Genomic DNA, 20,025 nt, shown 5'->3' with positions numbered 1-20,025 from the left:
GCGACTTTACAAAAACGAAGGGGCGAAGAATTCCGAATTGAATCTGGTAAAGAAGAATCGAACGAAAATCCGATCTACAAAACCTGCGACCCGTGAAAAAATAGAAATCGTTCTTAGACCGACTGATAGTATATAAAAAGAAGATGAATAGGAGAAACCAAAATGTGGTTTAAACGAATTGGGTTGTTTTTGCTGACCAATATCTTGGTTGTGGTTACGATTTCGATCGTAACGAGCGTGCTCGGAATTGGACCGTATCTCAACGCAAACGGACTGAATTACGGATCCTTGATGGTGTTTGCCCTACTCTGGGGTATGGGCGGATCTTTTATTTCCCTCCTCCTCTCAAAGTTCATGGCGAAGACCATGATGGGCGTCCAAGTGATCAACCGTCAGTCCGCAACCGGAGTGGAAAGAGAATTGTATTCCAAAGTAGAAAGACTCGCAAGAGCCGCGAATATTCCGATGCCCGAGGTGGGAATTTATCATTCTCCCGAAGTCAACGCGTTTGCGACCGGACCTTCCAAGTCGAGTTCTCTGGTTGCCGTTTCTAGCGGGCTCTTACAAGTGATGGACAGTTCCGAAGTGGAAGGAGTTCTCGCTCACGAACTCGCACACGTCGCGAACGGAGACATGGTGACTATGACTCTTGTGCAGGGAGTAGTTAACGCATTCGTAATATTCTTCTCGAGAATCGTAGGTTACGCATTGAGCACTCTTGTAAAGGACGAAGACGCGCAATATACAGTACGTCTGGTTGCGAACATAGTGTTGAGCATTCTGTTCAGCATTCTCGGATCGATCGTGGTCGCGTATTTTTCGAGAACAAGAGAATACCGTGCGGACGCGGGCGGCGCGAAGATCGCAGGACGTCAGAATATGGTGGCCGCTCTTGAAAAATTAAAACGTACTTTCGAAGCACCGGAAGATCCGAGAGGCGGAGAAGCTCTTGCAACTATGAAGATTTCGGGGCACAGTAAGTGGTTTGCTCTTTTTTCCACTCACCCACCGTTAGAAGCGAGAATCGCCGCTCTGAAAAATTCCGGATATTGATTCCGAAAATTTTTTGAATTCCAAAATAAGCCCGGTTTTGCCGGGCTTTTCTTTCTTGGGAATAAAAAAGAATTGTTTGAAATGTCTCCGGTTTTTTGAATAGAACCCGTAAATTAAAAATCCTGGGACGTAAAACCTAGATGTCTATTGTTAAATCCAAAATCAGAACCATACCTGACTATCCAAAACCGGGAATCTTGTTTCGCGATATTACTTCACTCCTTCTCGATCCGGAAGGACTTGCCCTAACGATCGGAACCTTCGTAAACAGATACCAAGGAAAAGGAATCACGAAAGTCGCCGGTATCGAAGCGAGAGGGTTTCTCACCGGAGCGCCCGTCGCTTTTCAACTTGGGGTCGGTTTTATTCCCATCCGTAAAAAAGGAAAACTTCCCTCCGAAACCGTTTCGGAAGAATACGATCTGGAATACGGAAAAGACGTAATCGAAATCCACAGAGATGCGGTTCAACCCGGAGATAAAATTCTCGTGATGGACGATTTGATCGCCACCGGCGGAACGATGGTCGCCGCGGTAAAACTACTCCGAAAACTCGGAGCCGAAGTCTACGAAGCGGGAGTGATCATCGATCTTCCGGATCTGGGCGGAGGAAAAAAACTCAAAGAAGAATTGCAAGTCCCCGTATTTGCGATCTGCGAGTTCGAAGGACATTAGAAAATTCTAAAATTTGAATATTCTTTTTGGAGGGCCCATTGACGGCTAATCTATCCGGTTTTTTAAGAATTGGGGTCAAGAGAAGTCGCCAACTTCTTCTTGTTTCGGCGATTTTGTTTTTTCAAACGAAAACAAACGCGGTCGAGGGTCCTCTTCCCTTTGACGAACTCCGTAAAGGGGTCGTACAAATTCGAGTTTATTCCCAAGCGGTAAATCCGTTTTCGCCTTGGACAACGGACGCGGTTCGCGCGAGCTCCGGAACCGGTTTTTTGATCGGGAATAAAAGAATCATCACGAATGCGCACGTAATCTCGAACGCAAAGTTCGTTCAGGTTCAGAGATACAACCAAACCGAATGGTATGGAGTGAAAATTCTCCATATCGCGCATGACTGTGATTTGGCGGTTCTCGAAGCGGAAAGTCCCGAATTCTATAAAGACTCGAGAGATCTTCAACTCGGAGAAATTCCAGAACTCAATTCTCCCTTGATCGTGGTCGGTTATCCGATCGGTGGAAATAAGGTTTCCGTGACGAGGGGAATCGTTTCAAGAAAGGATCAATCCGTTTATTCTCATTCTGCGGTGGACAGTCATTTGGTTCTTCAAGTCGACGCGGCGATCAATCCGGGAAACTCCGGAGGACCTGCAATCCAAGACGACAAAGTTGTTGGGATCGCCTTCCAAGTCGCGACTAAGGGTGAGAATATCGGTTACCTCATTCCAACCAACGTTATACGCCATTTCCTAACCGATATCGAAGACGGAAAATACGACGGATATGTGGAACTCGGGGTCCGAACTCTCAATTCGTTCAACGTTTCTTTGCGAAAGGCAAAGGGGATTCCGGATTCCTTGGAAGGAGTTTTTGTTTCTAAGGTTTTAAAAAACGGCTCCGCAGAAAAGTATCTGAAAGAAGGAGACTTTCTCGTGGAGATCGACGGAAATCCGATCGGTAAAAACGGTACCGTGATGCAGGACCGGGACGCGCGAGTGGACTTTGTCGAAATCGTCGACAACAAACACGCGGGAGATAAGATTACTTTCAAATTCTATAGAAACGGAAAGGAAATGAACGTTTCTTTTCCGGCGATTCGTATGCCCGACTTTGACTTTATGAGAAATCAATACGATAAACCGTATGATTTCTCGATGATCGGAGGACTTCTTTTTCAGGAAATGTCTCGAGATCTGATTACGAGTTGGAGTCGAGGTGGAAACACTTCCGGAGGAAGCCAACTCTTATACAGATTTTTTTATTTCATCGAGGACGGTCTCAACAGAACCAAAAAGACGGACGTCGTTCTGTATAGAAAATTATCACATCCGGTCAATTCTTCCTCCGATTACTTCGTCAATTTGGTTTTGGAATCCGTAAACGGAATTCCAGTGACTCAATTGGAAGACCTCAAAAAGATTTTGAGCGAATCAAAGGAAAAGTATCTTCGACTGAAGTTTTTGGACGTTCAAGTTCCCTTGATTCTCAATCGAGAAGAAGCGGAAAAGGCGGACGAAAAAATCCGTAAGACATACGGCCTGGAATAAGAACATGAAAAATAGAATCTTAAAGTTCGTCGTCTTCGGCGCAGTGTTTTCTCTTTCGTTTGCAAGTTTCGCGGAAAATTCTTTTGGAAAGAATGGAACTTCGATTCTTGTAAAAAAGAATCGTTCCGGTTCCAAGGAAGTTTCCAAAAAAGGAAATACGAGTCCCCTGACTCCCCCTTTGTCGAAAGGATCGGAAGAATATCAGAAAAGTATCATACAAGTCAAAGTGACCTTTCAGGAACCGGAATACCATCAGCCTTGGAAGAAAAAAAGTCCACGCGTGAGAAGAGGTGTGGGTTTGGTCACGGAAGGAAATCGAATTCTAATCCCTTATACGTTGCTTCCGGATGCGACCTTGATCGAGGTCAAAAAATATTCTTCTTATTCCGAAATCAAAGCGGTCGTTTTTCGCAAAGATCCGGAATCCAATTTGGCGCTTTTGAGAGTGGAGAAAAAGAACTTCTTCGACGATCTGGCGCCTCTTCCGCTTTCGCCGATCGTCGTTTTTCCGAAACAAGCGAGTGTCTATCAATTGGATAACTCCGGTTCGATTCAATCCACGTCTGCGACTCTTTTGAGCATGGACATGGACCAAATGCCTCTCGGTCAAATCGAACTTCCGGTCGTCGATATTAGTTCCAGTGAAGGCCTGAACGGATTCGGAGAAATCGTAATCGAATCGGGAAGAGTGGTAGGACTTTTGTATGACTTTACGACCGGGAAAAACGCGGGAAGAATCATTCCTTCCTTTATCATTCAAAAATTCTTAAATACTCCCGGGATCGACCTCTTTGCTCACAAGGGATTTCGGTTCCGTCCCATCACCGATACGACCGTAAAAAAATACTACGGGATGGAAGAATCCGATTCCGGAATTTTAGTCGCGGACGTCATTCCCGGTTCTTCCGCGAGCGGAGTTTTGAAACTCGAAGACATCATCTTGGAATTCGGCGGTAAAAAAGTGGATTCCAAAGGATACATCGAACACCCGTTATACGGGAAACAAGTTCTTTCCTTTTTGGCGCACGCGGGTGATTCGTTCGGATATTCTTTGGGAAAAGAAATCCCGATTCTTATCCTAAGAGATAAGAAAAAGATTTCCTTGAATATGAAACTCAAACCCTTTCCACATGAAGCGGTGAGAATTCCATTTAAGAATACGCCGATGAAAAACGACTTCGCTGTGGAAGGCGGGTTCGTTTTTCTCGAACTCTCCGAAGCCTTGCTTGAGGAATGGGGTAAGGACTGGAGATCAAGGGTCGACAGAAAACTCCTTTATCTCTTCGACTATGCGAAGTTTCACGAAAAGGAAGGAGACGTAGGAAAGATCGTTCTTCTTTCTCAGGTTCTTCCGGACGAATCGAACAACGGTTTTCACGATCTAAGTTTTAAAATCGTGGAGAAATTGGACGGTAAAGAAGTGAAGTCGGTGAACGAGCTAAAACAAAATCTCAAGGAAGGGAAAGGGAATTTTGCCCTGATTTCTTTGGACGACGGAACCGAGATCGCTCTGGAAAGAAATAAACTCAAGGAGATCAACGATCGGATCTACAAGAGTTATAAGATTCGAATGCCGGAGAATTGAAAAGGAACTCCGATTCCGCGGCGTGGAACGCGCCGCAAGCGGTGTGTCTCTGTCGTGTGAGCTCCTACACAACGAATTCTTCTTGGTAAGACTTACGACTGCGTAAAACTAGAATTCTCCGTAATTATCTTTGATGCGGACTTTAAGTCCGTTTCAATTCTTTTTTGCAAAAGCGTTCCTTTGTCGGAAAAATCTTCTTTCTAAAAAGATTTCGTATTTACCGTTTGATCCAAAAATTTCCGAAAAACATACCTTCGGAGTTTTTAAAATTATTTCCAAACTTCGTAATTGAGAGTTTTGGAAATAAAAATCAGCTTAAACAAAAACAAAAATAGAATGCTTCCCGTTACGAGCCAATAGAAACGATCGCGGATCGTTTCGTCTTCCAGTTTCCAAAAGATTAAGAAAGCGATGGAGACCGTAAACATTCTCGAAACGTTTTCGTATGAAGACCAATAAAGAACATAACCGGCGGAAAAGATCGAAAACATCACTAAAAAGAAAGAAAGCCGGTTACCCGGAGCCTTCCTCCAATCTCCGCTCATAAGAACAAAAAAACCCGAAAGAAACAAAAGAAAAAGTGGAACTCGCGAAAACTTTTTTCCAAACAAGATGAGTTTGGTTTCAAAGTCGGGAGCTTCTAAAAAGGAAAACGGTGAAGGGTCGTTGATTTCCTTCCAATATCCAACAAAGCCGTCTAACGGAGCAAAGAAATCCGTAAATCGAGTCGGAGTCCATTCCGGAATCTGAATTCTTAAAAAAATTCCCCAGAGGACCGGGAGTGCAAGCGTGGACAGAACCCAAAGGGAAGTTTTCCATTTTTTTTCCGATAAACATTGAAGTCCCAAGGGAAAAAGTAAGAAGAATGACTGTTCTTTTGTGAGAATCGCAAACGCGCCGACAAAGGAAAACAAAATCCACTTTTCCTTTTTATAAAGCCAATACACAAAGACGAGGAGACTTGTAAGGACCGCGTCGCTTACCAAGAGCGCATAACTTCCCAAAAGAAACGGTGAAAACAAATACAAACTGGAGTCGATCCGATATTGTTTCCCGCAGAGATCACGGAGTAAAAACCATGAAGATAAAATCAGACTCAAGTTTACGAAGAACATTCCGAAAACGGCTCCCCAGGGACCGAACCAACCGAAGGGAGAAATCAAAAAAGGATAACCGATTCTTGGAGCGCGAATATTCGTTTCGAAACCTTTCGGCCATTCCAAATTGAATTCGCTTAACATTCTCGAATAAAAGTAAAAGATTTGTCCGTCGTATCCTGCCCCGAGATCTCCCGGTTGACTTTGAAAGACGACTGCTCCTTTCGGTGTTTGTTCCGGATTCTGAACTGCGAATTGGATCCCGAAGTTGATCTGAGAGCTCGGATTCCATTCGTATTTTCTCCAAATCAAGAGGGATGAGCTGAAATAGAGAATGAAAAATAACGGGAGAATGAATTTCGGATTCTCAAATAAGGATCGAATCCGCAAAAAAAACGAATTCAGATTTGTATTCACTACTTTTTCCGTTCGGAAGGTTTGAGGAATTCTAAGATCGCATCCGCATACAATTCGGAACTTTTATGCGCAGAGTTGTAAGTCAAATGATGCGGATCTAGAAAGAATTTTTTGTCAGGCATAGAATCTTTTAGATCGTAAAATCCGAAGTTCGTATCTTTTTGAGATTCGAAAAAATTCAAATAACCGCTATACCAATTTCCATTTTTGTAATACTTACTCTCGATCGGATTTTCGGGTGAATTGATAACTACGAGTTTTTTGCCCTTCGCTTTGAACTTTGCGATCGCTTTTTCCAAAAACGTAAATTCGGACCAGGTAAAAAATTCAGAAGATCCGAGGATCTCTTTATTCCTTTGGACTTTCTTGAGTCGGTTTAGGGCGCCTTCGTTTTCCGGATTGTAGTAAAGACGTCTTTCGTAATCTTTCAGATATTCTTCGTCCGACATATTCTCCACTCGATCGTCGTCCAAGCCGTGGATTCTTTCGTAAGAGATTCCAGTCCTGATTTCTCTTCTACAGAAATTTTGCGGAAGGCGAATTCCATACGTGGCAGGGGTTCCGAAAATTCTTGCGTCGACTTCTTCGGAACTGGTTGTCGGTGATACGGTGAATCGTAGGGTTACGGATTCCTGTTTTTTTCCGAACTCGTCTTCGAATTCCAAAAGGAGAGGTTTCCAACCGGGTTTTGCAAAGGTTTCATCGAGTAAGGGATATTTCAGGGGAATTCCGTTTTCTGTGATCTCCTCGATTGAGACGCGGACGCCGGGTTTTTGTGTGAAGATATCTTCCGAAAGTTTTCCGTCCTTGAGTTCGCATTCGATCGTAAACTTTGGAGGCGTCCAACCGCGAAGAAAGATCCCTTCCTTCGGCATCGCTCCGGTATAATAGTGATACGAACGCATCGTCCTCGTATGGTGTTCCAAGTATTCCATCCAAGGATCATAAAGAAAACTTCGATAACGATTGAGAAGAATTCCGGCTTTTGCGAGTTGAGCAAAAAAATCTCCTTTGGAATAACTTTTCCAGTGATCCGCCAAAAATTCTCCCGGAAAAATAAACCGATTCTGATGACGAACTTTGTAGTCTTTGATTCTTGCGTTTTCGTCAAAGCCTACGAGACCGGATTCATTTTTTTGAATATAATCTAATTGTAAATCGGCGGGATTAAAAACGTAAACCACCAGCTCCGGATTTTTAGAGAGAATATCGTCCGCGTAATAATATAAATCCGTTGGGGACATCGCGGGATGAGAGTAGAATTCCGCGCGGAAGTTCGAGGAATCGATCTTGGAAGAATTGAGTTTTTCTGCAATCTCATCGGGATAAGAAGAATACAACGCTACGCTACTTCCCGCGATCAAAATCCCCTTTTCGCTCGGCTCAAAACGGATGTTTCTTCTTTTGTGAAGAAAGTTGTACCAAGGAGAAGTATCCCATTCGAGTTCGTTCGGAAATTCAAAAAGCGCGATCGGAAAGATCACTCTATCTAAAAAAACGAATCCTAAAAGAAGAAGAAGGGAGATCCAAAAAGTTTTGAATTTTACTTTTGATTCGGAATTCATTTTACCTTGGAATTGCAGTCGGAACAGGTTCCATAGAGAATGATCTCATGGGTGTCCACCGTAAATCCTTTAGGGCTTTTGTCGAGAGGAAACGGACAGATTTCAATATCGAATACACGATCACATTGTTTACAATGGAAGTGATGGTGATGATGTAGATGACTCGCCTCGAACCGGGAAGATTCTCCGGGTAAGTGGATCTCATTGATCGCACCGGTTTCCATGAGATGATTGACTGCTCTGTAAACGGTGGCGATTCCAAGGTTGTCCAGATTCTTACGGGAAAGATCGAAAATTTCTTTGATGGAAAGGGGACCCTTAGCGGCTTCCAGAACCTTTAAGATTTCCCCTTTCTGTTTCGTGTTTCTAAGGGCGGCTTTTCCTGCTTCTACTTTCATCCAAAAAGGTCCGGTCTTCCGAGAATTCCTCTTCGATATCGATTTCCCAGTTGGGAAACGGATCCGAAAAAGAACTCCATCTTTTTTGACCAAGGAGCATTTCTTCATCGGTCAAAAGACAGTTGTTCAATAATTCTCGGATCCCATCCTCATTCATGTCAACTCCAATTAGCACGATCTCTTGTCTGCGATCGCCGAAACGTTCCTCCCATTCGGATTCGATTTCCTCCAAATCTTCGAGTTCAGTTGGCCATTCGGACCTTGGAATTGCGGCCCACCATCTTCCGATGTTTTCGGTTCTACAGGAGGGACCAGCCTGAGACCAACCTCCGACCCAATCCATACGGGATGCAAGCCAGAAGAAACCTTTCGAGCGGATCACTCCAGGCCATTCTTTCGATATGGTTTCATAGAATCTTTCCGGATGGAACGGTTTTCTCGCGCGATAGACAATGCTGGAAATTCCGTATTCTTCCGTTTCCGGTTTGTGTTCGCCGCGAAGCTCTTTGAGCCAACCCGGAGCGTTTGAAGCGTTTTCGAAATCGAAAAGTCCTGTGTTCAATATTTTCTGAAGCGGAACCTTTCCTTCCTGGATTGCATGGATATGGGCTTCGGGATTCAATTTTCGGAGAATCGAGCGAAGGCGTAGGAGCTCCTCTTCGGATATCAGATCGATTTTATTGATGAGAATCACATTTGCGAATTCCACTTGCTCAATGAGTAGATCCACGATGGTTCTTTCGTCGTCTTCCTCGGAGTTGAGATCTCGATCTTTGAGATCTTCTGAAGAAGAGAAATCGCTCAAAAAATTCTTAGCGTCAACGATCGTGATCATCGTATCCAACTGTGCAATCTGAGAAAGGGAATTTCCTTCCTCGTCTTCAAAGGTAAAGGTTTCTGCAATCGGAAGCGGTTCTGCGATCCCGGTGGATTCGATCAAGAGGTAATCGAATTTTTTTTCTCGGGCAAGCTTTCCTACTTCCTGAAGAAGGTCTTCTCTGAGCGTACAACAAATACAACCGTTGCTCATCGTCACGAGTTTTTCTTCCGACCTTTTGAGGTCGGCCCCTCCCGAACGGATCAATCCCGCGTCGATATTGACCTCGCTGAGATCGTTTACGATGACTGCGATTTTCAGTCCGTCCCTGTTGTGAAGAATATGGTTGAGGACGGTTGTCTTGCCTGCTCCTAGGAAACCGGAGAGTACACTTACCGGAAGTTTGGAACGAGAATGAGTAGGAGAATGATTCATTGTATTTCCTTTTTTCCTCAGGCTCGATTTACATTTATCATTGTCAATAATGAAAAATCATTATCAATAATAATTGTGCGAGCTCCTACATTTTCTTTTCCGGAAAAGTCGTTCTCTCTGAAAATAAGTTTGATTCTCAGTATCAAATAAAAAGAATTGTCACAGTATTGTCAGGAGATACGCAATGAATTTAGCCACTTTACTTCGAGAAGGAACCTCCGAGGAACACAGATCCGCCGAAAGTTCCGCTTTCATCCGCTGTTTTATGAAAGGAATTTTAGAGAGAGGAACGTATTCGAGACATCTGGAAGCCTTCTACTTTGTTTACGAAGCCTTAGAAAGAGAATTAGAGCTTTCTTCCAAGGATCCGGTGCTTGGATCGATCTATTTCCCCGAACTCAATCGGAGAGACACAATTCTCAAAGACCTTCAGTATTTTTTTGGATCTTGGAAACCGGAGGAGCACAAGCCGACGCCTGCGACGCAGGTTTACGTAGATAGAATCCGGAAGATTTCAGGGACACAACCAACTCTCCTTGTCGCCCATTCTTACGTGCGTTATTTGGGAGATCTTTCCGGAGGGCAAATTCTAAAAAAAGTCGCGGCCCGCGCACTTTCCCTTCCGCAAGGAGAAGGAATTTCCTTTTACGAGTTTCCGCAAATCACGGATATCAACGGTTTTAAACAAAATTACAGAGCCGCGTTAGACGGTCTTGCGATTGAAGATTCCGAAAAACAGGATATTCTTTCCGAATCAAAACAGGTCTTCCTTTTGAATCAGGGGATCTTTTCCGAATTGGAAAAGGATCTCATCGCGGCAATCGGTAAGGAAACGTATGACTCCGTCCTCTCCAAAGGATAAAAAAAAAGGATCGGTTTATTTTTTACCGGGGGCGATCTTTTTGGCGATGCTTCCGGTAACGATGATCGTTCCGGTATTTAAGGAAATTGTAAAGGATCGATTTCAATCGGGCAACAGCGAAGTTGCCTGGTTCTTGAGTGTTGCGATGCTCGGATCCTTTTTCTTTTCTCCGATCGCGGGTTTTCTCTCGGATCGATTCGGAACGAGAAAAAAGATCATCATTCTTTTTTGTTTTCTGGATGCTCTCCTTTTGAGTCTTCTTCCCTACGCGGAAAGTCTTCCCGTCCTTTTGGGTCTTCGATTTTTGGAAGGTGGTGCACACGTTTTTGTCATCGGTTTGCTTTTGGCATCCGTTGCCGATTTTGAACACGGAAGTTCCACCTTACAGCTCAAAGGTGGAACTCTAATGGGTATTTCCGGGATGCTTCTTTCTCTTGGAGGGGCGGTCGGAATCTCACTCGGATTTTTAGGAAAGGAAAATCCCTATCTTCCTTTTTATACTGGTTCAACGATCCTTTTGTTTCTTGCATTCATCGTTTATCGTTTTGTTCCGGAAGTGGAAACCTTAGCTTCTAAAAAACAGTTTACTTGGAAAGAATCCGGACTTGTTTTTCTTTCCCGCCCTCTCCTTTTGTTTCCGATGGCGTTTCAATTTTTAGATCGATTCACATCCGGTTATTTTATGAGTTCTCTCAATCTTCGACTTCGAGAAGAATTCTTTCTCAATCCCTCCGAGACGGGACGACTGCTTTCTCTCGTTTTTCTTCCGATGGCTCTTTTATCCTATCCTGCGATTCGACTTTCCAAAAAGACGGGAAAGTATTTCCCGGTAGCAATCGGTTCTCTGATCTATGGGATCGCCTTGACTCTTTCAGGAACGTTTCATTCCATCGGGTGGATCACGATTTCGCTTCTTTTTTGCGGTTTGGGAGCAGGTCTTATGTTTGCGACGTCTCTTCGATTGGCATCTTCTCTTTGTAATCGGGAAAACAATGGAATCGTAATGTCCGCCCTGACCGGAATCGGATCTCTCGGTTTTTTTCTTGGTCCCATTTCTTCCGTAGGTTTGGATCGAATTTCCGATTCGATTTCTTTTTTTCGAAGTTCTTCTTTGACCGCGGTCGTATTCGGTTTGGCTCAGGTTCTCCTCGTGGTCGCAAGCATTCCTTTTTACAGAATTTTAAATAAAAAAGAATATTAGAATATATTAAAGAAATAGAAGTTCGTAGAGCCTGAATCGATCGGAAAGGGCAAGTTCGCGTTTTCAATGCGTGTCCGTTTCAGGGAGCGTTTGCCAAATTTTTACGATTTCCTTGTTTGATCTCTTCTATTCGTAAGAATGGAGTATAAAACCTCGGAAAAAAATGTCTCCAATCGATCGATGAGCACGTTCCCAAGGAAACGTTTTGATTGGATCCGAAGCCGGTGAGCTTTGGTATAGAAATCATCTTGCGTGCAACGAGACAAGAGGAAGATTCTTCTTAAAAACCTCTGAATGAGCATCGAAACAAAATGCTTCTTGTTTTTTTACTCTGGCGGATCGACGATTTCGCACCCAAGCAAAAAATCATCGGGAATTAAGCGTGGAACGTTTTCGGCTTCGGAAGTTTTGGTTGTTTAAAAAAGTTTTCGTTAAAAAATAAAAATTGAGGAAAGGAATCGTAAATTAAGAATTATGAATATTCGGAAGAAGGAAACTATTTTACTAGGCGTTCGATCTCTTTTTTATATTTTCAGATCTGAGTGGATTCTTCTTGCGTTTGGGGAATCGGTCGACTCCGAAGAAGTTTTAAAATTGCGCTGAAAATCCGCCGTAGAAAAATCTCGGTCTTGTAGGATTGTAAGCGAGTTCGTATTCGTTCAAGAGATTGTCCACACCGACGAACAAAGCAAAGTGTTTCTCGAAAAATTTCTGTTCCATTCTTATATTGATGATCGTAAAGGGCTTTCCGTAGGTTACGGGCGGGTTTTCGTTCAACTTCACTTCCGTAGGAATAAAATCTTGCCCCGCCGCGGAAAGACTGCTCGTCGAACTGTAAAACGGTCGTTTGTCTAAGTGTTTTCCTCGAAGATTGAATTGAAATCCTCCGGGAGAATTGTAGATAAAATTCGCCGAGACTTGATGAAGCGCTCTTCCTTCCAGCGGACGATCCGTTGTCAGATCTCTCGTATCGGTTTGATTGTAGCCGAGTTCCAGAGTGTAGTGTTTTAGAAAACGATATTGGACTCCGAGTTCTCCACCTCGCGTATATGCTTTCGCGATATTCTGTAATTGAAACTGAGAATATTCCCTTCCCTGATTGGAATCGAACTTATATTGGATCAGATTGATGACGTCGTTTCGATACAAACTCAAGGAGAATGTGAGAAAAGAAAACGGACTGTATTCGAGATCGGAATTGACCGTGATCGATTTCTCCGGTTTGAGATTCGGATTTCCGTCGACCACGTAACCCACGGCGGGGTTTTCAAAACGAAGATATAATTCTTGGAAGCTCGGTGGACGAAAGCCTCTTCCATAACTCGCCCTCCATACTAAGTTTTGAAGAATGTCATAACGTGCGGCGAGTTTTGGAGTTGTCTGATTTCCGAACTGAGAATCGTCGTCGTATCGAACTCCGGGAACGATTCGAATTCTGGGAGAACGGGAAACGGTCCATTCGTTCTGAATGAAGGCGGCTCTTCGTGTACGATAGACAAACCGATTCTGTAAACGATCGGATTCCAATTCGTTGGCAAAGGATTCCACGCCTGCGGTAATAAAATGTCTTTCCGCGGCTTCCCAGTCGAGTTGAACGGTTCCTTGCGAAGTCAATTCCGCGTTGAGTTGTTTTACGTCCAGCTCGTCCGAGCCTCTCTGATTGTTATAGTATTTGTTTTCCCATTTCGAAATATTTCCTCGGAAGGAAATTAGATTCTTTCTACCGAAGCCGTATTCCAATGCGCCCGTCGCGAGAAAGTCGTGGGTCTTGTTGTTGCGATCAAAGACCGCTTTGGACTGTGTGACGTCGACTCCGTTTTGATCTCGGTGTTGATAGAGGATCCTTGTCTTCGCTTTGAACTTTCCATCCGGGTTGAAGATCAAATTCATACCCGTGTTCAAATCCTGATACGCGTTTCCGGTCGTCGCTTGAGAATCGGGAACCAATCGATAACCGGGGTTTTTGTTGTAACCGGCGGAAACGTTTCCGCTAACGAGCTCGTTTCGAAAACCCAAATTCGCCGTCGTATTGAATTCGCCTTCGGTGTTGAAGTTCTTTCGATTTCCGTTTCCGTAGGTCGTTCGCATCTCGTAGCTGAGTTTTTTATCACCTTCTTTTGTGATGAGATTGATGACTCCTCCGATCGCATCGGCTCCGTAAAGAGCGGATGACGCACCTTTTACGATTTCGATTCTTTCCAAGTTCTGGACTTTAAAACGGCTCAAGTCGACTGCGTTGTTGAGTCTTCCCGAAATTCTTTCTCCGTCGATAAGAATCAGGACATACTGTGAATCCATGCCCAACATTCGAACTCGAGATCCTCCGAAAAAGGGGACCACGTCGATCCCCAATTGAGTTTCTAAAACCTCCGCGGCGTTTCTCGCGCCGCTCGCTTCGATCTTTTTACGAGAGATTACTTCCGTCGCAACGGTAGAATCCTTAAGTCTTCTTTCGCCGCGAGAACCTGTGACGACGATTTGAGAATCATCCTGTACGTTTTCCTTTTGAGAATCCGAACTGTTCGTATCGGTCTTCACATTGGTCGTGTTCGACGAATCTTTCTCAGGAACGGAAGTTTCTTTTTTTGTTTTATCGTCTTGCGCTTGAAGAGGAAATAAAAAAAGAATTAGGAACAAAAAAGAAATTCCACAGTGTTTAAAAAGTTTGCGGATCAAGGACATGATGTGGATCAGTAAGGAATCTGTTTCCATCGAACGGTCGGGTAAGCGGCGGTCCCTTCGGAGCTATAATAGCCGGTGACTTGGAAAAGATAGTATTGGTTTCCCGTGCTGGATCGTATTACGAAAATCTTATAGTTCGGTTGTAAAAATGCGAGAGTATAATTAAACCATTTGTTGAGGACGTCGCTTCCCACGTAATCGGTCTGAACTCCTCCGGAAGCGAGCTCGGAGACGTTCGTGTCCGCTGAAAAATTCGCGTTCGCACAACCCAAAGCCGTCGAAGAACTTCCCGAGGCCACGTTAAAATCCGTAAGGACTGGATTGGTCATACAAGCACCGCCGCTTCCCGAAGGATTCGTCGCGCCGCTGTTCGTCTGAAGTTTGAATCTCTGAAATCCGACATCCCAACCGCCCGCGGAATCGGGAACGGACGCCTGCGCTAAGTTTGCAAAATTAAATTTGACCCAAACGTCATACGAGACCGCTCTCACCTTCGTGGTATAAGATCCGTCTCCGTTGGATTCCGTTGAAAGAATTTTGGATGTCGCCGCTTCTTCCAATTGTTTTTGAAGAGCCAACAAGGCTTGTCTGAAAGCGAGTTCGTTTTCATCGATCGCCGAATGTTGTCTCGCACAGGAAACAAAGAGAAAAATCCCGAACCCCAGACAGATTTGTTTCCAAAGAGGTTTGAAGTTCGAGATTCTTTTCATTACAAATACCAAGAAGAGTTTAGTTCTTGAGGGTGATTTGAAACGTAGTAGTCGGAGGTTCTGCTGTTCTGCTCGCTAAATAGAAAACGAAATAGTAGTCTCCACCTTTCGTTGCGTTGAGCGTGTAGACGAAAGGCCCGTCTCCCGCCGCAGTGCCGTATTGCCCTTCACTCGGAGTCGTATAAGTGGCACGTGTAGAATCATACGCGGAGTCCAGTAATGGGCAGGAAGCCGTGTTATAGACAAGAGGGGCGTTGGTGTTTCCAGCCGTACCTTCGTCAAAGTCCGCTACGTTTCTTCCCCGGAACGTGATCTGATCTCCCGCTTTAACGTTGGAAAATTTGACCGCCGCGATCGAATGATTCACAAAGGGAACCTTTCCGTAGACAAGAGTTTGGACCGAAGTGGTCGCGGTCATTGCCGGAAGACCCGCTACTCTTCCTCCGACGGTTGCAGAGCAATTGTAGCCGTTGGCGGCAAGTCCCAAGAGCAGAAGTGTAGCCGGGTCAACATCCTCTTTGTCGTCTTTCTTACAATGAGCGAGTGTGCCTAGGATAAGGCCGATAATAACGGTCGTTTTTGCAATCTTTTGGATGGTTTTCATGAATTCTCCTTCTTATTTTTGGTACCATTCTTAAAATATGAAGATGAGAGTCAAACTCAATATCATTCAAAAAAGGGAATCTGGGTAAGAATTGGATCGAATGAGCGATTCCGCGTGACGTGCACTTTCTTTGAGAATTGTAAAGGAGAATAGAATTTGGTTTCTCTTTCTTTGAACCCGGTTCTCAATCGTCAAAGAATGACTCCGAGGAACTTGACTTTTAGCGTTCAATCCATTCTATTTTTGCTCATTCTTACGCTTTCTCTCTCTTGTGCGATTTTAGATAAGAATCCGATTTCCGGAGCGATTCCTGTTTTTTCGAGAGAAGGGAAAATTCTTCGATATTATCCCTATCAGGTTCGCTGGATCGGTTTTGACGAAAGTGAATTTCCGGACACGGCGCGTCTGAGTGAATTTCGAAATTTGGTTTCTCTGGAAATTTTGCATCCGGAGTTCGAAAATTTGGAAGAATTGAGCGCTTTGAAAACGGTTGGTTTTTTGAACGTCAACGGGACCAAAGTAAAGGATCTGCGTCCACTTTCCAAACTCCCCCTCCTCCATAGCCTTTATTTGAACGAAACTTCCGTGGATGAAAAAGATCTGGCCGCTTATCCGGGCGTAGGAGCTCTAACAAAATTGGGTTTGTACAAAACCAAGATCAGGGATCTTTCCTTTATCGGTCCGGAATGTAAGCTCAGGCAATTGGATATCCGCGGAACGGAAGTCTCTTCTTTGGAGCCGATCGCGGGGTGTAAGAATCTTCTCGAGCTCAGGATCGGAAACACAAAGATCAAAGAAATCAAATATATCTACGAAATGACCGACCTTCGTTATCTCGAATGGTCCGGTTTGGATATCTCTAAAGAAGAATTAGACTGGATTCGGATTCAACTTCCTTATCTAAAGATAGTTCCGATCTATTCCAGTAATTTATAATATTCTTTTTTTATTAATAAGATAATGGGTTTGATTCTCCGGGGTTCGTATAAAGAAGAATATCCCCTTTGTTCACAGGAATCCCTTCCGAAGTGACTTGTCCCGTTGTTTCGATCGTTTCCAAGGCTCTTACCGGATAACGTTTTCCGTCTTCTTTTTCTAAAACGATCGAAGCATTTTTACGAACACGGGACAAACGAAGTCCCCAGACTTCGAGAATTTTTCCACCACTTTCCAAAACGAGTGCACTGATTCGGTTCGGATCGGAAGAGATCGCCTTTCTATATTCTCCGGAGGGAGTTCCTGGGATAAAATCCGGTTGGATGGAAATCGAATTCGGTTTTTTCGATTCCAGTTCGAAAACGAGATGATCACAGTCGTAGGCTCGCACGAGTGCCCAACGATTTCCCGATTCTCTGTTCGTAAAAACTCTGCAAGATTCCGGTGCGAGACGGAATCCCGTTTTTGTCGGTTTCGCGATTCCCTCGATTCTCGTTTCTTCCCGATTTTTGCTTAGGGTCACGCTCAGTTGTGTGAAGATAAATTTCGGATTCTTTTTTGTTGTGTTTGCGTCCAGAAACAACTGTCTTACGAAATAGCCCTCTTCCAATTTCTGAATTTTGGAATAGTATTCTCCCGAGGCGATTTTTAAGAATTCGATCGGATTCTTTTCGATTCGATTCTCACTCGAGGAACAGGAGGAAATCGTGAGGATCCAAATTCCTAACAGAATCGAACATTTCGGCCGTTTTAGAAAGGAATCGAGAGGAAATATTTTATCCAATGTTGGTTGCTCCTGATTTGAGGAAGAAAGATCCTGACAAGTTACGGGGGCAAGAGAGAATCTCAATCAAGTTTCCGGTCTCTTCCCTTCGTTATCAAAAAGTATGTCGGGACCCTTTTTTACATCCTCAGGACCGTTCGCTCCGAGTCAACGTTCTAGATTGTATGTCTTTTTTCGTCTAAGAATTTCGATGGAGCGGAAATCTCGAAACAATCTTGGATTTTTTTCGGGTCTTCTTTTCAGTCTTTTTTTTCTAAACGCCTGTTCCTTGGAAGGTGTTTTTCCATCCCTGTTTCCGAACGAAAAACAAAAGTTAGGCGCTCAATATGTCCAGGCTCTGATTCTTACAGCCGTTAGTTGTAGCGGTCCCGGAAAGTTCTGGGTTCGAGACATTACAAAAAATGCATCTTATTGTCTTCAGGCAAGTCTTGTCGGAGAAGGAGATACCGTTTCCGTTTACGCGGAATATGGACAAGAACAGAATCTAGATTACAAAAGTATCGTTCGAGAATTCGATCAGAGAATTTTTCCGAAACTCGGCGCGGCGTTCGGACCACCGTCGGACATGGATCAGAGTGGAAAGGTTCATATTCTTTTTTTGGATATTCGCGATGGAAGTAAACCGGGTGGTTCTTTCGTGGCCGGTTTTTTTGATCCTTATGATTTTCTTTCGGACGATCCTCGATCGAGCGTACGTTCCAACGGTAAGGAAATTCTTTATATCGATTCGGTTCAGTTGAAAGAATTGGCGGAGAAAGATCTGGCCTCGGGAAAGTCGGACACCCTTCTTTCTACGATCGCTCACGAATTCCAACACCTCATTCGATTTCAATATGAACTTCCGGAATATCTTTCCCAAAAGGCTCGAGATGAAACCTGGTTGAACGAAGGCACAAGCGAGGTTGCGAGCGATATCGCCGGTTATTCTCCACAAATGAATCGGATCCAGTGTTATCGAGGAAACGTCGCCGGTGTTTGTGCAAGAGGTGTGAACGGTTCTACCATTTTTGGGTCCTCGAATTTTTCCTCGGTTGTAGATTATTCTTTTGCCTATGCCTTTATGAAATATCTTTATACGGTTTCCGGATCGAATCTTGAGGAAAGAAATTCTTTTTTTAAGAAGACGGTTTCCGGATCTTCGGTTCGAGCCAAGGACGCGCAAAGTTTATCCGAAATATTTCTTACTTCAGCCGGAGTGACTTCACTTTCTGCGTCTCAAAAAAACGATCTCGGAATTTCAGGGGAAACTTCTTTCATCCGTCTCTTTGCCGCCTTTCTCTGGTTGTCTACGGGAGAATCGACTCTTGCGGAAGCGCAGTTGGGAGTGGACTCGGCGGGAGCGGCCGGTTTTAAAACTGGAATGGAATCCGTTCTTTCGGCCTTTCCTTTCCCGCCAACAAATCAGGATGGAGGAGAACTGAGAAAGTTGTATGACACACAACCGCTTCCTTTTATTCTTCCCCTTTCCAATCTCAAACCGGGGCAGTTTCATTTTATCGATCAGAATCGGAGTAATACGGGAACACAACCTGCGGTTGTTCTTTTGAAAAAGACCGTTCCAAGTTTAAGAATTCTTCAAGTAAACGCGGATCCATATCGTCTCGGTCAGGTCTCTCAATCCATAACGAGAACGGAGGACGAAGGAGAACCGCTCCTTCTTCCGGAAACGGACGGCCCGGAGATCATTTGTCCTATTGAGTACTTTCATTCTTCCGATCGAAATCGAACAAACTAACTTTGAATTTGTTTTTGAGAACTTCTTAAGAATGAATCCTATTTTACCGGAAACAAATCTGAAAATGCGCCGCAAATTCTTCCGAAATCCCTAAAAGTGTGGGAACTCAACCATTCTCGGAAAAGGTGTTGCCAGTTGGTTTCAAACAGAAGCCCGTAATTTGTAGGAGCTCCTCGGTTTTCGATCGAATGAGAATCGTATTTCAGAACGGGAATCGGACTGAAAACGTACGGAAACTGTAGGAGCTATTACAAAATTTTCTTTTCCCGTTCGGCTGAGTAGATCGCATTGCTTTGAAAAATTTTTTACAACGAGCCTGTCCAAAAACCTAAAAGTGTGGGAACTCTAACATAAATAGAAACAATGAAGGACGCCCAAAAAGTGAATTTGATTCCATTTTGTGGGATCTCATACTTTTTATTAGAATTTTCTAAAGGGAGGTTTCTCTGTCTTAAGAAGTTTTGGGACAGGCTCAATTTAAAACTTCATTTCATTCCGAATCTTTGTTCCGACAAAGTTTTCCTTAAACAAAAATTCTTGCAAACGGACTTAAAGTCCGTATGAGATAAAATTTTCGGAAAAAACCTGTTTTAAAAAAAAGGAATCATTCCATTCCGGGAATCATTCCGCGAAATTCGGCCATTCTTTCTTCCGCGGCTTTTTGTGCGAGTTCGAGGGAACGAGTCACCGCTTGTTTGATACTTTTTTGAAGGAGTTTTTTATCGTTTTTTGCAAGGAGTTCGTCTTCGATGAGAATATCTTTGATGTTGAGTTTTCCGTCGGAGATACAAGTAACGAGATCGTTTTTGGATTTCGCTTCGAAGGAGAGAGCCATAAGATCCTTTTCGACTTTTTTCATTCTCACGCGCATCTGATTCATCTGCTTCAACGATTCTAACTTGTTTCCAAACATTCTTTGATTCCCTCTG

General features: G+C 43.9%; 17 protein-coding genes. 8 read left to right on the top strand and 9 right to left on the bottom strand.

The genetic code is table 11. The features are described from left to right. The first annotated feature begins 162 nt into the window (after nucleotides 1-162). The 4 genes from htpX to DLM75_RS15100 all read left to right on the top strand — a co-directional run bounded on the left by htpX (nucleotide 163) and on the right by DLM75_RS15100 (nucleotide 4,853). Nucleotides 163-1,053: a protease HtpX gene (gene htpX, locus DLM75_RS15115; protein ID WP_118969339.1), complete on the top strand. Its 891-nt coding sequence runs from the start codon at nucleotides 163-165 to the stop codon at nucleotides 1,051-1,053. Between the two features lie 140 nt (nucleotides 1,054-1,193). Beyond that, nucleotides 1,194-1,727, top strand: coding sequence for an adenine phosphoribosyltransferase (locus DLM75_RS15110; RefSeq protein ID WP_118969338.1), 534 nt, complete (start codon nucleotides 1,194-1,196; stop codon nucleotides 1,725-1,727). A 110-nt stretch (nucleotides 1,728-1,837) separates the two neighbouring features. Further along, the gene (locus DLM75_RS15105) at nucleotides 1,838-3,268 is read left to right on the top strand and encodes a S1C family serine protease (protein ID WP_429945486.1); all 1,431 of its coding nucleotides are present in this window, start codon (nucleotides 1,838-1,840) and stop codon (nucleotides 3,266-3,268) included. A 4-nt stretch (nucleotides 3,269-3,272) separates the two neighbouring features. Continuing rightward, nucleotides 3,273-4,853, top strand: a complete 1,581-nt coding sequence (locus DLM75_RS15100) for a PDZ domain-containing protein (RefSeq protein WP_158586480.1) — start codon at nucleotides 3,273-3,275, stop codon at nucleotides 4,851-4,853. 269 nt (nucleotides 4,854-5,122) lie between these two features. Here DLM75_RS15100 and DLM75_RS15095 read toward each other — a convergent pair whose 3' ends face one another. The 4 genes from DLM75_RS15095 to zigA are packed head-to-tail and all read right to left on the bottom strand — an operon-like array spanning nucleotide 5,123 to nucleotide 9,582. Continuing rightward, nucleotides 5,123-6,355 (bottom strand): AZOBR_p60025 family cell surface glycopolymer formation protein, encoded by a 1,233-nt coding sequence (locus tag DLM75_RS15095; protein ID WP_118969613.1) that lies wholly within the window; start codon nucleotides 6,353-6,355, stop codon nucleotides 5,123-5,125. A gap of 11 nt (nucleotides 6,356-6,366) precedes the next feature. Continuing rightward, nucleotides 6,367-7,932, bottom strand: a complete 1,566-nt coding sequence (locus DLM75_RS15090) for a hypothetical protein (protein ID WP_118969336.1) — start codon at nucleotides 7,930-7,932, stop codon at nucleotides 6,367-6,369. After that, nucleotides 7,929-8,330, bottom strand: coding sequence for a Fur family transcriptional regulator (locus tag DLM75_RS15085; protein WP_118969335.1), 402 nt, complete (start codon nucleotides 8,328-8,330; stop codon nucleotides 7,929-7,931). The genes DLM75_RS15090 and DLM75_RS15085 overlap by 4 nt, the downstream gene beginning before the upstream one ends. Further along, nucleotides 8,299-9,582: a zinc metallochaperone GTPase ZigA gene (zigA, locus tag DLM75_RS15080; RefSeq protein ID WP_118969334.1), complete on the bottom strand. Its 1,284-nt coding sequence runs from the start codon at nucleotides 9,580-9,582 to the stop codon at nucleotides 8,299-8,301. The genes DLM75_RS15085 and zigA overlap by 32 nt, the downstream gene beginning before the upstream one ends. Nucleotides 9,583-9,766: 184 nt before the next feature. Between zigA and DLM75_RS15075 the strand changes: the two genes are divergently transcribed. Further along, nucleotides 9,767-10,444 carry a biliverdin-producing heme oxygenase gene (locus tag DLM75_RS15075; protein WP_118969333.1) on the top strand — a complete coding sequence of 226 codons (678 nt, stop codon included), beginning with the start codon at nucleotides 9,767-9,769 and terminating at the stop codon, nucleotides 10,442-10,444. Next, nucleotides 10,419-11,645 (top strand): MFS transporter, encoded by a 1,227-nt coding sequence (locus DLM75_RS15070; protein ID WP_118969332.1) that lies wholly within the window; start codon nucleotides 10,419-10,421, stop codon nucleotides 11,643-11,645. Before DLM75_RS15075 ends, DLM75_RS15070 begins: the two co-directional genes overlap by 26 nt. Before the next feature lie 588 nt (nucleotides 11,646-12,233). Here DLM75_RS15070 and DLM75_RS15065 read toward each other — a convergent pair. Genes DLM75_RS15065 through DLM75_RS15055 form a run of 3 tightly spaced genes read right to left on the bottom strand, consistent with a single transcriptional unit; the run spans nucleotide 12,234 to nucleotide 15,641 of the window. Further along, the gene (locus DLM75_RS15065) at nucleotides 12,234-14,357 is read right to left on the bottom strand and encodes a TonB-dependent receptor plug domain-containing protein (RefSeq protein ID WP_118969331.1); all 2,124 of its coding nucleotides are present in this window, start codon (nucleotides 14,355-14,357) and stop codon (nucleotides 12,234-12,236) included. Next, nucleotides 14,336-15,037, bottom strand: coding sequence for an HmuY family protein (locus DLM75_RS15060; RefSeq protein ID WP_118969330.1), 702 nt, complete (start codon nucleotides 15,035-15,037; stop codon nucleotides 14,336-14,338). The genes DLM75_RS15065 and DLM75_RS15060 overlap by 22 nt, the downstream gene beginning before the upstream one ends. A 19-nt stretch (nucleotides 15,038-15,056) precedes the next feature. After that, nucleotides 15,057-15,641 (bottom strand): LIC20153 family lipoprotein, encoded by a 585-nt coding sequence (locus tag DLM75_RS15055; RefSeq protein ID WP_118969329.1) that lies wholly within the window; start codon nucleotides 15,639-15,641, stop codon nucleotides 15,057-15,059. Between the two features lie 198 nt (nucleotides 15,642-15,839). On the opposite strand from DLM75_RS15055, the gene DLM75_RS15050 reads away from it, so the two are divergent. After that, nucleotides 15,840-16,577, top strand: coding sequence for a leucine-rich repeat domain-containing protein (locus tag DLM75_RS15050; RefSeq protein ID WP_429945485.1), 738 nt, complete (start codon nucleotides 15,840-15,842; stop codon nucleotides 16,575-16,577). A 13-nt stretch (nucleotides 16,578-16,590) separates the two neighbouring features. Here the strand turns inward: DLM75_RS15050 and DLM75_RS15045 are convergent, their stop codons facing one another. Continuing rightward, nucleotides 16,591-17,253, bottom strand: coding sequence for a hypothetical protein (locus tag DLM75_RS15045; RefSeq protein WP_429945484.1), 663 nt, complete (start codon nucleotides 17,251-17,253; stop codon nucleotides 16,591-16,593). Between the two features lie 298 nt (nucleotides 17,254-17,551). Here DLM75_RS15045 and DLM75_RS15040 point away from each other — a divergent pair, with 298 nt between their 5' ends. Then, nucleotides 17,552-19,096 carry a peptidase M30 gene (locus DLM75_RS15040; RefSeq protein ID WP_147456644.1) on the top strand — a complete coding sequence of 515 codons (1,545 nt, stop codon included), beginning with the start codon at nucleotides 17,552-17,554 and terminating at the stop codon, nucleotides 19,094-19,096. Nucleotides 19,097-19,700: 604 nt separating this feature from the next. Here the strand turns inward: DLM75_RS15040 and DLM75_RS15030 are convergent. Beyond that, the gene (locus DLM75_RS15030) at nucleotides 19,701-20,009 is read right to left on the bottom strand and encodes a YbaB/EbfC family nucleoid-associated protein (RefSeq protein WP_118969326.1); all 309 of its coding nucleotides are present in this window, start codon (nucleotides 20,007-20,009) and stop codon (nucleotides 19,701-19,703) included. Between the last annotated feature and the right edge of the window lie 16 nt (nucleotides 20,010-20,025).

Origin of the sequence: Leptospira stimsonii, from assembly GCF_003545885.1 — a bacterium.
In the GTDB taxonomy this organism is placed as follows: Bacteria; Spirochaetota; Leptospiria; order Leptospirales; family Leptospiraceae; genus Leptospira; species Leptospira stimsonii.
This window is presented reverse-complemented; position numbering and strand designations above follow the sequence as displayed.

Bases quoted from the DNA above. Each gene is read 5' to 3' on its own strand.
- htpX (WP_118969339.1), top strand. From the start codon at position 163: ATGTGGTTTAAACGAATTGGGTTGTTTTTGCTGACCAATATCTTGGTT.
- DLM75_RS15110 (WP_118969338.1), top strand. From the start codon at position 1,194: ATGTCTATTGTTAAATCCAAAATCAGAACCATACCTGACTATCCAAAA.
- DLM75_RS15100 (WP_158586480.1), top strand. From the start codon at position 3,273: ATGAAAAATAGAATCTTAAAGTTCGTCGTCTTCGGCGCAGTGTTTTCT.
- DLM75_RS15090 (WP_118969336.1), bottom strand. From the start codon at position 7,932: ATGAATTCCGAATCAAAAGTAAAATTCAAAACTTTTTGGATCTCCCTT.
- DLM75_RS15085 (WP_118969335.1), bottom strand. From the start codon at position 8,330: ATGAAAGTAGAAGCAGGAAAAGCCGCCCTTAGAAACACGAAACAGAAA.
- zigA (WP_118969334.1), bottom strand. From the start codon at position 9,582: ATGAATCATTCTCCTACTCATTCTCGTTCCAAACTTCCGGTAAGTGTA.
- DLM75_RS15075 (WP_118969333.1), top strand. From the start codon at position 9,767: ATGAATTTAGCCACTTTACTTCGAGAAGGAACCTCCGAGGAACACAGA.
- DLM75_RS15070 (WP_118969332.1), top strand. From the start codon at position 10,419: ATGACTCCGTCCTCTCCAAAGGATAAAAAAAAAGGATCGGTTTATTTT.
- DLM75_RS15065 (WP_118969331.1), bottom strand. From the start codon at position 14,357: ATGGAAACAGATTCCTTACTGATCCACATCATGTCCTTGATCCGCAAA.
- DLM75_RS15060 (WP_118969330.1), bottom strand. From the start codon at position 15,037: ATGAAAAGAATCTCGAACTTCAAACCTCTTTGGAAACAAATCTGTCTG.
- DLM75_RS15055 (WP_118969329.1), bottom strand. From the start codon at position 15,641: ATGAAAACCATCCAAAAGATTGCAAAAACGACCGTTATTATCGGCCTT.
- DLM75_RS15050 (WP_429945485.1), top strand. From the start codon at position 15,840: ATGACTCCGAGGAACTTGACTTTTAGCGTTCAATCCATTCTATTTTTG.
- DLM75_RS15040 (WP_147456644.1), top strand. From the start codon at position 17,552: ATGGAGCGGAAATCTCGAAACAATCTTGGATTTTTTTCGGGTCTTCTT.
- DLM75_RS15030 (WP_118969326.1), bottom strand. From the start codon at position 20,009: ATGTTTGGAAACAAGTTAGAATCGTTGAAGCAGATGAATCAGATGCGC.